A 14,623-nucleotide genomic window follows, 5' to 3' on the forward strand; every position below is an offset into this window, starting at 1 on the left:
GGTAGGTGCGGCACACCCCGGTAGGTGCGGCACACCCCGGTGCGGCAGGCAGCGGGTCGCCACGCCGCAGGCTTCGGCCATCTCCGGCAGGGGCCGCGCATCCGGGCCTCCTTCTCATCTTCTCGATGTGGGGTGGTGGGTCAGTTCAGGTCGAAGTCGTCGGGGTCGTAGTGGAAGTCGTCGGCGGTGAAGCCGCCGTATGCGCCGCCGTTGAATCCGATGTTTCCGATCGCCGGCCGGGAGGGTTTTGCCTCCCGGCCGGCTGTTGTGCCGGTCTGCTGTCAGGAGCAGAAGACCTTGGGGTTGGCCCAGTCGGCGTGGTCGTTGCTGTTGCCGTCGCCACCGTCGCCGGCGACGAGTTCGAGGATGGTGGTGCCGGCGGGGATGGGGACGTCGACGGTGCCGGCAGCCGTGTCGCTGCCACGCAGGATCGGGGTGGTGGTCAGGTTGGTTCCGTCGGCCCGGACGCTGAAGGTCACCGAGCCGCTGTTGCCGACTTCGTCGTCGACGCCGACGGTTGCGCTGAACCGGGTGCAGTGGCCGCCCAGGTAGAGGGTGACGCTGCTGTTCGCGTTGGTTCCGATACCCAGGGCGTAGGGGGTGCCGGCGAGGGTCAGGGCCTTGCTGTCGTTGCTCTTGTCGAGCTTGACGCCGCCGTTCCAGCTGTTGGTGGATCCCAGGAACTGCATCGTGCTGACGTCCGTGGTGGTGGTCGGGGCGGTGAGGTGGCGGACGGTTCTGGTGTCGGTGAGCTGCTGGGCGGTGTTCTGCTGGGTGTAGGAGGCGGTGGTGGTGAGGGAGGAGATGGCGGGGAGCGCGCCGCTCGGGGCGGTGACGTTCCAGGTTCCGGTGACGGAGGAGCCGGCGGTGACACCGGCGGCCGTGGTGGTGCCGGTGGGCTGAGCGGTCCAGCCGGTGGGGAGGTCGAGGGCGAGGCTGACGTTCGAGGCGTTCTGCTGTCCGGCGGGCACGGCGAAGGTCGCCGAGACGGGGTAGGTGCCGGCCGGGGCGGCGTTGTCGGGCGCGTTCAGGGTGAGCGTCGCGTTGTGGGCGGCGGGGGTGGTGTAGGTGGCGGCGCTGTAACCGGGGCCCGTGACCGGGGCGGGGTTCAGCGGGGAGGCGGTGGTGCCGAGGTTCTCCAGGGTCACGGTGCCGAGGCCGCCGCTGGTGCCGCCCTCGTTCCACAGGGCGATCGCGATGGTGTTGTCCCCCCGGGGGTTGAGGATGCCGCCCGGCAGCGGGAAGACGTGCTGCGGGCCGACGTTGTTGATGTAGGTGCCGAGCAGCCAGCCGTTGACGTAGATCAGTGCCCGGTACTTGCGGCTCGGGTCGTCGGCGATCTTCAGTCCGATGGAGGTGTCCTGGCCGGCCGGCAGGTCGAGCGTCGTCTTGGTGCGGTACCAGGACACGCCCGGGGTGTTGTCGCGGGTGGCGAGGCCGGTGGTGGTCCAGGAGCTGTCCGGGAAGTCGGGCAGCGTCCAGCCGGCCCGCTCTCCGTACAGGCCGCCGGTGTTCATCGGACCGCGGGCGGTGTCGACGAGGTCCTCGCCACCGCGGGCGCCCTGGATGCGCCAGGTGACCGCGGAGAGGGGAGCGCCGGTGAGGAACGCGCCGGTGAGGCCGCGGGCCGCCTTGTTGCTGTCGTTCATGCCGGGGTTCTGACTGTGGCCCATGTTCGAGACCAGGACCGACACCTCGTTGTCCGTGCCGGGCTTGAACACCCCGGCCGGGAACGGGAAGGCGTGGGCGTTTCCGTCCCCGGTGGTGCCGAGGAACGTGCCGTTCATCCACACCGAGTAGATGCCGGATCCCCCGGTCGCCGCGGACAGGTTGATACCGGTCGCCTCGTTGCCCGCCTTGAAGTGGCCGCGGTACCAGACCTCGCCGTAGTGGTAGCCGTAGTCGTCGGCGAACAGCACGGGCAGCGTGCCCGGCTTGGTGATGCTGTTGGAAGCGGTCTTGTCGGCGACCTTCCACGAGGAGTCGTCGAACCCGCTCTGAGCCTCCGGGGACTCCGCGGTGTGCTTCCAGCCGGAGAGGGCGGGCAGGACGACCGGGGTGGGTCCGGCGAGGTTGCCGGCGGCGGAGCCGCCCGCAACCGGCTGGGTGGCCAGCGCCGTGCCGTTCCAGGTGATCGGACCGGTGCCCTTCGCGAACACCTCGACGGCCTGCTGCACCGAGCTGTCGCCGGTCAGGTCGAGTCCTCCGGAGGACGCGACGGCGGTGCGCAGCAGGTCGCTGCCGTGGACGAGTACCGGACCGTCTGCGGTGTCGGCGCGCCAGAACTTCTTGGCGCTCTGGTCGTCGCCCAGCAGCAGCAGGAGGGGCCGGGTGGCGCCGGGTCCGCTGATCAGGACGCGGGCGAGGCCGTTGTGGGTGTAGTTGAGGCGCAGGTCGCCGGTGGCCGGGTCCCAGGTCTGGTCGACGGTTCCGGAGAGGACCTGGACGTCGGGCTTCTGGGAGTAGTTGAGGACGGTTTCGCCGGCCTGGCCGTTGCGGCCGTAGAGGACGGCGACGTCGCGGTCGCCGATCTGGGCGTGGGTGAGGATCTCGGAGGTGGAGTACTGCAGCTGGCTGGCGCCGAGCCGGTAGTCGGCGACGAGGATCTTGGAGTCGCGGCCGGCGAGGGTGACGGCGGTGTCGGCCTTCTGCGGGACGGTCGGGTAGGTGCGGGTCCTGGTGGTGTCGAGGACGTCGATCGCGTCGACGGAGACGTACTTGGCGTAGCTGGGGGCGGCTGGGTTCTTCTGCCCGGTGACGACGATCTTCAGGGTGTGGTTGCCCGCGGGGAGGTCGTCCTTGTTGAAGAGGGTCTGGTCCTTGACCTCGGCTCCGGCGCCGTAGCCGTCGACGGTGGCGACCTTGTTCCCGTCGAGGTAGACGTCGGCGAGGCCGTGGTTGGCGGCCTTGGAACCGATCCAGCGGACGGAGGTGCCGGTGAAGGGGACGGTGACGCTGTCGCCGGTCGTGTTCGACCATGCCTCGGTACGCTGGTACTCGCCGGCCGTGTAGCTGGCGTTCTGGTCGGCGTGCGTCCAACTGCCGGTGTACTGGAGTTGGGTTCCGGTGTCGTCGTAGGTGTAGCCGGCGTGGTTGGGGCCGACGGTCAGGGCGAGGCCGGTGGAGTCGGAGCCGGTGGACGTGGAGTCCTTGTGCCGGAGCGTGTGGAACTGGGTGCCGGTGTCGGGGTTGCGGCGCGCGGTGTCGGTGACCTTGGCCGAGTTGGTGAGTGCGGGGGCCGCCACCTTGTCGGTCTTGGTGATCGGGGTGACGCTCTGCAGGAAGTAGCCGATCAGCTTGTCCTGCTGGTAGCGGTCGGTGAGCTGCCGCGGCTCGGTGATCGCCGCGCCGTAGTCGTACGAGGTGTAGGTGCCGGTGACGGCCTGGCGGCCCCAGTTCGTGCCGCCGTACGTCATGTAGAAGCTCTGCATGGTCGCGCCGGAGGCGATGTTGTTCTTGTAGAACACCGAGGCGAAGTCGGCGCCCATCTTCTCGCGGCACTTGTCGCCGTCCGTGCCGCCCCAGTAGTTGATGGAGCCGCCCTGGAACTCGGGGAGGTAGAGCGGCTTGCCCGCGGGCTTCTTGCTCGAGTAGTCGGTCACCGGCTTCCACGTCGGGTCGGCGCAGGTGAACAGGAGCGGGTAGTCGTCGTAGCCGTCGATGTCGACGGGGCTGTCGGGGAAGTTGTAGGCGTCCCAGTGGTTCCCGGTGAAGGGGACGTTGATGCCGGCGCCGACGGCCTTCTGCCGCAGGTGCGTGACGTACTCGACGTCGGCGGGCGCGGTGTGCTGGAACTCGTTCTCGAGCTGGTAGGCGATGACCGTGCCCTGGCCGGTGGTGAGCTGGTGGCGGGCGATGATCGGGTTGATCCGGTCGAGCCATTCGTCGGCGTTGGCCAGGTGGTCGGGGTCGGTGCTCTTCTCGTGCCCGGGCGTGGTGTTCAGCCACGCCGGGTAGCCGCCGCCGTCGACCTCGGCCTGGATGTAGGGGCCGGGCCGGGCGATGACGTAGATGCCGACCTCGTTGGCGATGTCGAGGAGTTTGTCGACGTCGCGCACTCCGGTGAAGTCGTAGACGCCCTTCTTCGGGGAGTGGTAGGCCCAGTCGAAGTAGAGGGAGACCGCGTTGAAGCCGCCGGACTTCATCTTCTGCAGGACGTCGCGCCACAGGTCGGGGCTGGGCAGGCGGAAGTAGTGGAACTCGCCGCCCCAGATGTAGGTGGGCTTGTCGTCGATCCTGAGGGAGTGGTCGTCCCAGGTGACGGTGTGGGAGGTGGGGGTCACCGCGGGGGCGGCGGCCGGCGCGGCTTGGGCGGGCATGGTGCCGGCGAGTCCGCCGAGCGCCATGGCCGCACTGACCAGCAGGGCCGGGATCGCCCTGTGACCGGATCTGCGCATTGCTTCTCCTGTGGTGCTGTGGGTGGGGGCCAGCTGTGTCGCTGCCGGAAGCGGTGGTGCGGGCCGTCACGCCGGGGATGACCGGCCCTTGGGGGTGGGGTGGAGCGGAAGGACCCGATCGGGGCAGGCCCCTTCGCGGTGCTCGCCCGCGTCGACCGGGTGGTGAATCGCACTCCGTCCGGGCCGGGCTCCTGCGACCGTCGGCGGCCCGATCCCGATCGCTCCCGGGTGTACGGAAGGGCAGGTCGGAGCGTCAGGGACGCCGGATACTTCCGGTGAGCACTCGCCGGTGGGTGGCGGCGCTGCTGTCCGGAGTCCGACGAACGAGGTTCTCGCTCATGGCGGGCAAGCGGCCGGCGGCATCGAAGGCCCTGCGGCCGTTGGCGTCGACCGGCGCGCGGTTTGCCGTTCGAGGGCGTCCGTGAGGCCGCCGCCGAGTCGGACGGCGGTCGTTCCTGTGTCTGCGGTCCCGCTCCTGCGGGCCGCGGTCGACATGTCGCCCTCGACCCTGGCGACGATCGGGACGGAGCGGAGGTCACGGTCCCAGGCGATGGAACCGGTGGGGAGGGCTGCGGCCGGCCGGCGGTCCGGAGCGGCGGTGAGGCCGGGCAGGCGCTCGGTGCATGGTGACTCCCTGGGACGGCCGCGGCGCCCGACCTCAGCCAGGCAACAGAATCAACCAATAAAAGACTCAGATATTAACGAAATCCAACGTGCTGGCACCAGCAAACGCGTCGTCCACTCAACCGTCAAGGGCCCGGACCCACTCCGCAAGGTTCGATGCCTCGCCGTTACATGAGGCAGACTGAGGCGCACTGTCGGGAAAATGGGCAGCTCGAACGCGCACCTGAAACCGCGGTCGGGCCACCGACAGGGGCAATGTTGGACTTTGTTGCATATGGCCTGGGGCGACAGCTCCGGTGCGAATGTCGCGGAGACGGTTCCAGGCCGGCTCGTGGTGTCGGACCGCGTTCGCACTCGATCCTGGCGGCGTCGACGAACACCTCGAACCAGAACGAGCGGAACAGGTCACCGTCGGCAACGACAGTGGCGGAGGAACGTGCTGCAGGTGGTTGATGTGCTCTCGGGTGCCGGGCCCGGCGTTGGTCCGAAGGTTCCACCCGGTGGTGTGAGGTGCCCGAAGTTGCGGGCGGGGAGGGCGGGGTGGGCTCTACGCGGCTGGTCCGGTGATGGACGGCCCGGGGTTGGGATGCCCGCTGCGGGTGGGACGGGCACGGCACGGCGGGCACCGAAGGGCGGGGCGATGGCGGAGGCGGAACGGGTGTCGGCGGACGTGTTGGGGTCGAAGCGGCAGGCCCTTCATCGGGGGCTGCTGGATCTGAAGGAGCGGGCCTGCAGGTCTGCAGGAGTCCGGGTGATCCCGACCTGCGCGGCGGACAGTTGGGCTGAACGTGAAGAACCGTCAGTGGTGTTGGACAACCGCCTCGGTGCGCCGGGGACCATCCTGGTGGTCCTCCGGGCAATCCTCTCGCAGCCACCAGCCCCGACTCACTAGGCTGACGGCCGACCGATCGAACAAGGGGGGCGGTGCGGATGGTGGTTGCCCAGTGGATGCCGTCCGACGGGGAGCACGTCGGACCCATCTCGACCGGGCCTGCCGTAGCCCTACTCGGGATCGGCGGCGTGGTCGTCGTGGCAGCCGGCCTGGTGGCCGCGCTGTCGTGGCGGGAGCGCGGCGGCACCCAACGCGTGACCGGATGGCTGTTCGGCCTCGGACTGTCCATGTGCCTTCTGGGCGGAGTCGGGCTGCTGACCCGTCACTCCGAGGACCAGCAGGTGAGCGACGGGCTGCACGCGGCCGGCCGGCAGGTCATCAGCGCGGCAACGGACTCGGCCCGGAACTGCGCCACTGCCCCGCCGCAACCCGCCTACGCCTACCCGAGCGGGCTGCTGCCCGGCGGCGCGGCCACCTACACTCCGCCGCCGTGCAGCACCTCACCGCGCGTCGCACTCCTGAACTCGACGGTGCTGACCTCCCTGGGCCCGTACCGGGCCCAGCAGGCGGCCTCCTTCGACACCACGGGGCAGGTGACCGTGACCGACCCGGACAGCGGGAAGCAGGTCTGCGCCACCGTCCCGGACACCGCGGACGGCACCGGCGCTGTTGTCGACGGACGCTGCGGATGATTTCAAGTCCGGTGAGACGGTTGTGACGCTATGGGGGTGGGGTTTGTGGTGCGGGTTCCCCGCGCTTGGCCGGGTCGTTGGTCCAGGCCGTCCGCGGGATCTCAGGTGGTCCGGGGCGGCGGCCGAAGCGTTCGGCGTGCCGGGCGTATGCCTCGGTGAGGGTGACGGCCCGCTGGTCACGGACCTCCTCGGCGGTGCCGAAGTGGACGCCGGCGGGCTGAGGATGTCGATGATGACGTAGGCGTGGTACCAGATGCCCCGTTGAACCTGGTGCTGCCCGGGCCTGCGCGCGGGCGGCCGCTGGAGGTGGCGGTGGCGGGTGGCGCGGGAGCGGCCGGTGGCCGTGGTGGATGGAGGGGCGAGGTAGGGGCGGTGCGCTGTCGTCGCCTCCACGTACGCGGCCGCGGTTTCCGATCGCCGGGCGACGCCGCCGACGTCGAGGGCGGGCGATGTGGTGGTGCGGGGCGAGGCGATGCGCAGAGCCCCGGCCGGCGGCCGGGGCTCCAGGTGCGCGGGACTGGTCACCGGACCGCGGGAGTGTGCTCGGCCGGGGTCGGGGCGGCGTCGTCGCCTCCGCCTGCCGGGGAGCAGGACCAGGACGCGGTGACGGTGCCGCTCTCGCGGTGGCGGGCCGGCACCGCAACGTCCGCGACCCGCGCCGCCCGCTCACTCCTCGGCCTCACGTGATCAAAGCGGACTTCACCGACGAACGCCGAAGCCCTGACTGCGCAACAGAGCCGTTGATTCGACACTCCCGGAGCGCGAGGACCGGCGGCGTGATCATGGCGGTGCTGCTGTTTCGCTCACTTGTCGACGAGCACGATGTCTTCGATGTCGCGGGTCAGCTTGAGGGTGTTGTCGGTGACCGTGACGATGTGCTGGAGGCCTCTGACGGGGTTCTTCTCCTCGGGAACGTAGAACTCCTCGCCCTCACCGGCGAGATAGGCCGGGAAGCAGTTCAGGGACGGGCCGAAGAGGCGGATGTAGTCCGCGAGGCGCCGGAAGAGCTTCGGCAGGATCACCAGGTCCTTGGTGATCGAGGACATGCCGGTGATGGTCGCCCCGGTACTGGTCGCGTCCTTGGCCCAGACGCTGCCGGGAACTGCCGAGGTCCGCGCCTGCTTGGCGGTGTCGGCCATGTCGAGGCGCAGTTCCGTCGGGAGGTTGCTGTAGAAGGTGGGGTAGACCAGGCCGCGGCTGAGCAGGTGGTGGTTGGCGGTCTGGTTCACGAGGTTCACGTCGACGTGGATCCGTTCGCCGTCCTTGGTGTCCGGGGGCAGGGGCCCCCGGCCGGCCATGGCGATACAACGGCCGAAGATGTCGGCGCCGCTGGCGAGGATGTAACCGGGCACGGTCTCCGGGGTCGAGGCGGTGACCTTCTCGTCCTCACCCTGGACGACGTCGGTGAAACCGATCCACTTCAGCAGCTCGTCCCGGGCGGCGTGAGCCCCGTCGCCCACCGGCTGGTTCACGTAGTCCGGCCCGACTCCCAGATAGTGGGTCTCCAGCGCGTCGATCCCGTCCAGGCGCAGCTTGCCGCCGCCGCGGCTGTTCCGGACCACCTGGTTCTTGCCGGCGACGTCGCACCAGAAGCCCGGATCCTGGGGGGTGAAGTGCAGGGTGTCGCCGTCCGGTTGGGTAGCCAGGATGCGGTACGTCCCCTTGATGAGCAGCATCGGCATGGCTGCCTCCCGTCATTAGACTGCTACTCATTGTGATGCCGTTCGTACCCAGACCTTGGGATCGACTCCGGCGAGTCGCCCGGACTCGGGCGCCGCCGACCGGCCGTTGTGCGGCCATCCCTGCGCGGGAGGAACGGGAGTGGCCCACCCCCGCCGGCGCCCGGTGGGGCATGGGGCGGGTGCGGGGCGGTCATGGCGGTGCGGGTTTTGGACTCCGGGCGGTCGAAGACGTGGAGGCCGCGGTCCCGCAGCGTCTCGATGAGGAGTTCCTGTGCGGCGGAGGCTGTTGCGGGTCCGGTGCGGACGAGGAGTTCGCTCGGTCGGGGCGGGCCTGGACGGTGAGGGCGAAGTACCCCGCAGCGCCGGCCGCGGCTTCGGCCGGAGCGACCGCGTGGCGGGCGGGTCCCTCGGACACGGCCGCCGCCGGCGGCACCGCGACCACGGCCGGAGTTGGGATGGCTGCGGGGGCGGGGGCCGGGGCGGTGGGTTCGGGGTCGAGGCGTCCGGCCTGCTTCGACTTGCAGGACAGGTCGCAGCAGCGGCGGGGCCGGGGACGGTCGGCCGCCGAGCGGTACGGGAGGACGGCGGGTGGCGGCGACAGGCCGGGAGCAGCGGGACGGCGGGTGGCGACAGGCCGGGAGCAGCGGGACGGCGGGTGGCGGCGACGGGCCGGAAGCAGCGGGACGGCGGGTGGCGGCGACGGGCCGGAAGCAGCGGGACGGCGGGTGGCGGCGACGGGCCGGAAGCAGCGGGACGGCGGGTGGCGGCGACGGGCCGGAAGCAGCGGGACGGCGGGTGGCGGCGACGGGCCGGGACGGCTGCGGGGCCTCCGTGGCAGCTCCCGCTGATCATGCCGGGACGGGACACCTATCCGTGCGGCCCGTTGAGCCGGATTGTCCCCACCGGCCCCCGTGGTGATTCGGGCTGGCACTCCGGACACAGCACCAGGCCGTGGCCGTCGGGGGCCACGAAGGTTCCCCAGCCTTTGCAGTGCCGGCAGGCGCGGGCACGCTCAAGATCCGGTCGGGGGCTTCGGCAGCAGGACGGGGAGGAGGTACTCATCGGTCAAACTATACTAAAACAGACATAACTATTTGTTGATAGTTCAATCCATTTGCGACGACTCGCCGACGGTCAGGTCGGCTCGTCCAACGGCAGCCCACCGATCTCCCGCCCCACGGGTCGGGCTGGGCGGGGGCGTCCCCCCTCGGCAGCAGCCGTCCTGTACGCGCCCACCGCCGCCCGGTGCCCGCCGGGCCGCCATCCGCACCCGTCGGCCTCTGACGCACCACGGCGCGCCTCGCGCCGGACCCGCTGGCCCCATTGCTGCGCGGCAACCCTCAAGCTTCTCAGCGAGATCGGTCACCTCCAGGAACAGCCCCATCCGGACCAGAAGGCGATTGCGGTCCTCAGGCAGAGATTGGAAAGCCTGGAGGAGCAGCTCAAGCAGGAGGAGCTGTCCATCGACACCCTGGAGCAGGTGATCAGCGAGAACTGCTGATCGGCGGGAAGCCCTGGCCGCCACCGAGCGGCTCGGTCAGCTGGATGCGCCGGGGGTGCTCCCCCAGGTAGGGCCAGCGTTCGGTCGTACCGACCGGCCCTCCGAATTCGAGAGGGTGTCGGGCACGACGCCGTCCACCGGGCCGGGAGGCGAGCGAAAGCGTGCCGGTCCGACGGCCGGGGGCACTCCGTACCGGAAGACGCGGGGTGCCCCCCGCCCTGGCGTTCACCCGGAGAGCAGGGGGAGCCCTGCGTGTCGGCGGGCCAACTCCAGCCGATGAGGTCGGCTCCGTACCGGTGAAGGAAATTGCCGTAGGTCGTCGGTACCGGCTGCCCGGCGTCGATCTCGGCCCGGACGTCACCGGGACCGGATCACCTGGGATGACACCCGGCTTCCGAAACCGTCCAGGGGCGGCCTCAGCGTCACCGAGGTCTGCTTCGCGATCGGCTGTACGTCGCCGGGCACGTTCACCACCCGATTCACCGAGCTGGTCGGCATGCCGCCCGGGGCTTTCCGGCGCCAGGCGGTGGATGTGGCCGCTGACGATGCCGCGGGTGCGGCGTACGATCCGGGCTGGGTGATCAAGGCGGAGGGGATGCCCGCGTGCGTGGCGGAGCAGGTCGCGAGACCGGTCAGGAATCGAGAAGCCCCGGCCGCCGCGCGGCCCCTAGCGTGATGGTCATGGCAACCACCGCTTCCACCGCAGCCCGCACCTCCCTCGTCTCCGTCACCCTTGAGGTGGCCGACCTTGAGGCCGCCCACCGCTTCTACGCCGCCTTCGGTGTGGACACGTACCTGCGCCTGCGGGCGTCGGAAGCGCAGTCCACCGGATTCCGCGGCTTCACCCTGGCGCTGACGGTGTCCGGGCCGGCCACCGTCGACGGCTTCGTCGCCGCCGCCGTGGACGCCGGCGCCACCGTCCTGAAGCCCGCCGCGAAGTCGTTGTGGGGCTACAGCGGCGTCGTCCAGGCCCCGGACGGGACGATCTGGAAGATCGCGACCTCGGCGAAGAAGGACACCGGCCCCGCCACCCACGAGATCGACGAGCTGGTCCTGCTGATCGGCGTCGAGGACGTGAAGGCCACCAAGCAGTTCTACGTCGGCCAAGGCCTGACCGTGGCCAAGAGCTTCGGCGGCAAGTACGCCGAGTTCGCCGCCGGCACCTCCAGCCCGGTCACGCTGGCCCTGTACAAGCGCCGCGCCCTGGCCAAGGACCTCGGCGTCCCCGCCGACGGCACCGGCTCGCACCGCATCGCCCTCGGCAGCACCACCAGCACCTTCACCGACCCGGACGGCTTCGCCTGGGAGGCCGCAGCGTAGTTCGCTGCCACGCCGCCCTGACTCCGCCCGAGTCCCGCCCGACCCCGGGCCGACGGCCGGGAGGGACCACGGCCAACAGGCGGCCGGGCGAGGACCACGACCAGGCGCCACGGGTACGGCACTCCCCCTCCCCCACCCGACCCGGCGGCCGGGACGGCTGGCAGCGGGCTGATGCTCGGCCTTGCATCGCGGCAGCGACCCGGCGTGTCGAGCTGGAGCGCACTTCTTCGGTGACAGGCGTCCATTCGTCCTGTACCTCCCCGGGGGAGAGCGGCCGGCCGGCAAAGAACGTCTTGCGTTTGCGCCCTCTCCCTGCCGCCGCTGCCCGCCGCCTCACCCGGCGGTGGGGGCGTGCCGTCGGACGTCGCGAGGGCCCCTGCGCCGGGGGACTCGGCGGGCCGGCGCCAAGGCGGCGCCGGCCGGCCCGGAGGGAGGCGGTCGCCCCCGTCCGCGAGCGACGATCAGGCGGCGTACACCCGGAACTCAGAGATCTGCCCGGCCGGCCAGCCGGTGTTGGCGGTGAGGACGAGTCGGACGTACCGGGTGGTCGTGGTGGCGGGGCAGGGTCAGCGTGGCGGTGTTCCCGGTGGCCGGGTCGAAGGTGCAACCCGTGGCGCCCAGGAGCTGCCCGAAGGAGCTGCCGTCGGTGCTGCCCTGGACGGCGACGGTCTGCGTGCGGGTGGCCCAGGCGGTGGCCGGCGGCAGCGTGAGGACGATCCGGCGGACCCCGGTGGCCGTGCCCAGGTCGACCTGGAGCCACTGCGGGAAGGCGTTGTTGGCGCTCTCCCAGTAGGTGGCCGGGTCGCCGTCCACGGCGTTGCCCGATCCGTAGACCTGGGTGTGGCTGCTCTCCGAGGTGGGCCGCTGCAGGGCGAGGTTGACGGTGGGCGAGCTGCCGGCCGACGTCGTGGCGGTGACCTGGCCGGAGGGCGCGGAGACGCTCCCGGCCGCGTCGAGGGCCTGCACGTCGAAGACGTAGGACGTCGAGGCGGTGAGCCCGGTGACGGTGAACGCGGTGGCGTTCCCGGGGGCGGTGCCGACCGGGGTGGCGGCGGAGCCGGTGACCTGGCGGATCCGGTAGCCCGTCACGCCGACGTTGTCGGTGGACGCCGTCCAGGCCAGCGCCACGGTGGTGTCGCTGCGGGCGGTGACGTGCAGTGCGCCGGGGGCGGTCGGCGGCACGGTGTCGCCCCCGCCGCCGACGACGACCGGCTGGGTGGGCCGCACGGCGGTGAGGGCGATCTGGCCCTTCAGCATCCGGCCGCCGTCGCCGGTCAGCCGCAGGTAGTAGTCGGAGGAGCAGGCGGTGCCGTCCTCGTCGAGCGCGAGGAAGTTCGATCCGGCCGGTACCCAGGCCTGGGACTCGGCGGTCTTGGCGATCTGGTTGCCCTCGTTGTACTCGTCGAACATCGAGATGTAGACGCTCGGCACCCCGGCCCGGCCCATGTTCCAGAACTGGCGCCACATGAAGTCGCCGTGGGCGCGCTGCCGGCCCGAGACCCCGCCGGGCAGCACGCACGGCTGGTAGTCGATGCCGTGCGCGGCGCACTCGGCGAGGTCGGGCACGGTCGCGACGTTGTAGAAGTTGTCGGCGTCCGCGACGTTGCCGATCCGGCCGACCATCCACGGCGAGAGCATGTCGAAGGCGTGGTAGACGTCGGCGAACCCGGGCCGGGAGTCCCGGTCGCCCGTGCGCCACCAGGTCGGCACCCCGCCGATCACGTAACAGCCCTGCGCCTTGAACCAGTTCACCACCTCCAGGCAGGGGCCCGGTGCGAACGGCCGCTGGTTGTCGTTGAAGCCGAATCCCCAGATGCACACCACGGGCCTGCCGTTCTGCCGCGCGTAGGCGGACGAGGCGGTGTGCGCCCGCATCTTGTTCGTCCAGTCGGTCTTGATGTCCGCCTGCATGGTCGCCCAGTCGGAGACGTCGTACATCACGTAGAACTTGACGCCCTGGGACTCCGCCGCGCTGCGTACCTTGCCCGCCATCGCGTCGCGGGTCGGCCCCTCGCCGCCGGTGGGGTTGAAGCGCTGGAGGGCCGCGGTGTCGATGCCGTACTGCTTCATCCAGCGGAAGTGCACGTCGACGGTGGCCTGGTCGTAGGAGGAGAACAGGGTGGCCGGCTGCCCGTTGCCGAGGCTGCCGTAGGCGGTGCGGTAGGTCGTCGGGTAGTCCCGGACGTCCGGCCAGGCCACGACGGCGCTGTTGGAGGGGGACGGCGCCTGGCCCCAGTTCTGGGCCCAGTGCCACCAGCCGTTGATCGGGGCACCGTCCCCGGCGCAGGCGAACCAGCCCTGGTAGCCCACGGTCACCTTGCCGACCACATCGCCGGGCGCGCTCGCCGCGGCCGCGGGCCCGGCGAGCGCGCCCTCCCCGAGCCCCATCGCCCCGGCGACCCCCGCCGCAGCTGCGGCCTGCAGAAACGCCCGACGCGTGACACCCATCTGGATCTCCTTCGATTGGTCGTCAACTCCGCAGCGGGAAAGGACGGTCGAGCGTTGGCGGCAGCGCGGAGCCCGATGCGGGGGATCGTAACGAGATGGACATGCAAACGCAATAGACGGCTCACTTAGCGCAAAAAAGTATCGCAGCAACGCAATAACGTGCCTTCCGCGCAAGGTGGCTGCGCGCGCACCCGGAACACCCGATGTGGCCGTTCACACCCCGAGGCCCCTCCGGAGAACCGGAGGGGCCTCGGAAAGGGCCTCGGAAAGGGCCTCGGAAGGGCCTCGGAGGGCGAACGCGTGCGGGCTGCGGGCGGGGCCGCTCAGCGGCCGGCGCCGAACGTCGCGCCCTCGGCCAGCGAGGTCTGCCACTGCGGGCTGTCGAAGTAGTGGTTGTCGTACGTCTGCGAGCTGTCCCTGATCTCCTGGACGGTCGCCTCGCCGCGGTACACGCGCTCCAGCAGCCGGTAGTAGTCGAACCGGTGCAGGCCCGGCGTGAAGACGACGAGCAGCTCGGCCGTGCTGTCCGGCGCGGGCGCGAAGGCGTGCGGCACCGTGGGCGGCACGCTCAGGAAGTCGCCCTTCCCCAGCGTCAGCACCTCGTCCTCGACGAGGATCCGCATCCTGCCGTCGAGCACGAGGAACAGCTCCGTCGCCTTCGTGTGGAAGTGCGCGGGGGCGCCCGGCGAACCCTTCTCGAACGTGGCCTTGTTGGCGGTGAACGCGCCGCCCGTGTCGCCCGCGTCGGCCAGCAGGGTGATCAGGCTGGTGGCGCCGTCCTGCAGGGTCTCGGCCTGTTCGGCGCGGACCAGGACGGGACGCTGCGGCCGGTTGTCGGCAGTCATCAGGATTCTCCTCGTGGCGTGGTGCGGCGGGATGCGCGCGGTCGGTCCGGTGCTGCGCGCCGGCGGCAGTGCGACCCGAGGTGCCCGTCGGCGTCGCCGTGTTGCGACTGCGGGGTCTCCCCCGGTCGGCGGCGGCCGTCGACCGACGACCGCCGCCGACCGGCGTTCGGGCGACCGGCGTTCGGGCGACCGGTCCCGATCGCGTCGCGTTGCTGTTCTCATCAGCAGTCACGAATCTAGATCGGTGCGCCCCGGCGGGGTGTGCGAGGTGTGCAGAGCGCC

General features: G+C 71.0%; 6 protein-coding genes and 1 pseudogene. 3 read left to right on the plus strand and 4 right to left on the minus strand.

From position 1 onward, the window contains the following. Positions 1–281: 281 nt before the first annotated feature. The gene (locus OG689_RS43745; protein ID WP_266329144.1) at positions 282–4,397 is read right to left on the minus strand and encodes a beta-galactosidase; all 4,116 of its coding nucleotides are present in this window, start codon (positions 4,395–4,397) and stop codon (positions 282–284) included. A gap of 1,554 nt (positions 4,398–5,951) precedes the next feature. On the opposite strand from OG689_RS43745, the gene OG689_RS43750 reads away from it, so the two are divergent. Next, positions 5,952–6,545: a hypothetical protein gene (locus OG689_RS43750; RefSeq protein WP_266329146.1), complete on the plus strand. Its 594-nt coding sequence runs from the start codon at positions 5,952–5,954 to the stop codon at positions 6,543–6,545. 803 nt (positions 6,546–7,348) lie between these two features. On the opposite strand, the gene OG689_RS43755 is transcribed toward OG689_RS43750, so the two are convergent. Further along, entirely contained in the window at positions 7,349–8,227 is an 879-nt protein-coding gene (locus OG689_RS43755) for a nuclease (protein ID WP_266329148.1), read from the minus strand. 1,907 nt (positions 8,228–10,134) lie between these two features. Between OG689_RS43755 and OG689_RS43760 the strand changes: the two are divergent. Further along, a pseudogene (locus OG689_RS43760) lies at positions 10,135–10,404 on the plus strand (helix-turn-helix domain-containing protein); the annotation flags it as partial. Between the two features lie 5 nt (positions 10,405–10,409). Then, entirely contained in the window at positions 10,410–11,048 is a 639-nt protein-coding gene (locus tag OG689_RS43765) for a glyoxalase (RefSeq protein WP_266329150.1), read from the plus strand. A 483-nt stretch (positions 11,049–11,531) separates the two neighbouring features. On the opposite strand, the gene OG689_RS43770 is transcribed toward OG689_RS43765, so the two are convergent. Both OG689_RS43770 and OG689_RS43775 read right to left on the minus strand, forming a co-directional pair. Further along, complete coding sequence (locus OG689_RS43770; protein ID WP_266329152.1) at positions 11,532–13,496, minus strand: discoidin domain-containing protein; 1,965 nt, start codon at positions 13,494–13,496, stop codon at positions 11,532–11,534. 323 nt (positions 13,497–13,819) lie between these two features. Continuing rightward, positions 13,820–14,341 carry a cupin domain-containing protein gene (locus OG689_RS43775; RefSeq protein WP_266329154.1) on the minus strand — a complete coding sequence of 174 codons (522 nt, stop codon included), beginning with the start codon at positions 14,339–14,341 and terminating at the stop codon, positions 13,820–13,822. Positions 14,342–14,623: the final 282 nt, after the last annotated feature.

Source organism: Kitasatospora sp. NBC_00240, from assembly GCF_026342405.1.
GTDB lineage: Bacteria > Actinomycetota > Actinomycetes > Streptomycetales > Streptomycetaceae > Kitasatospora.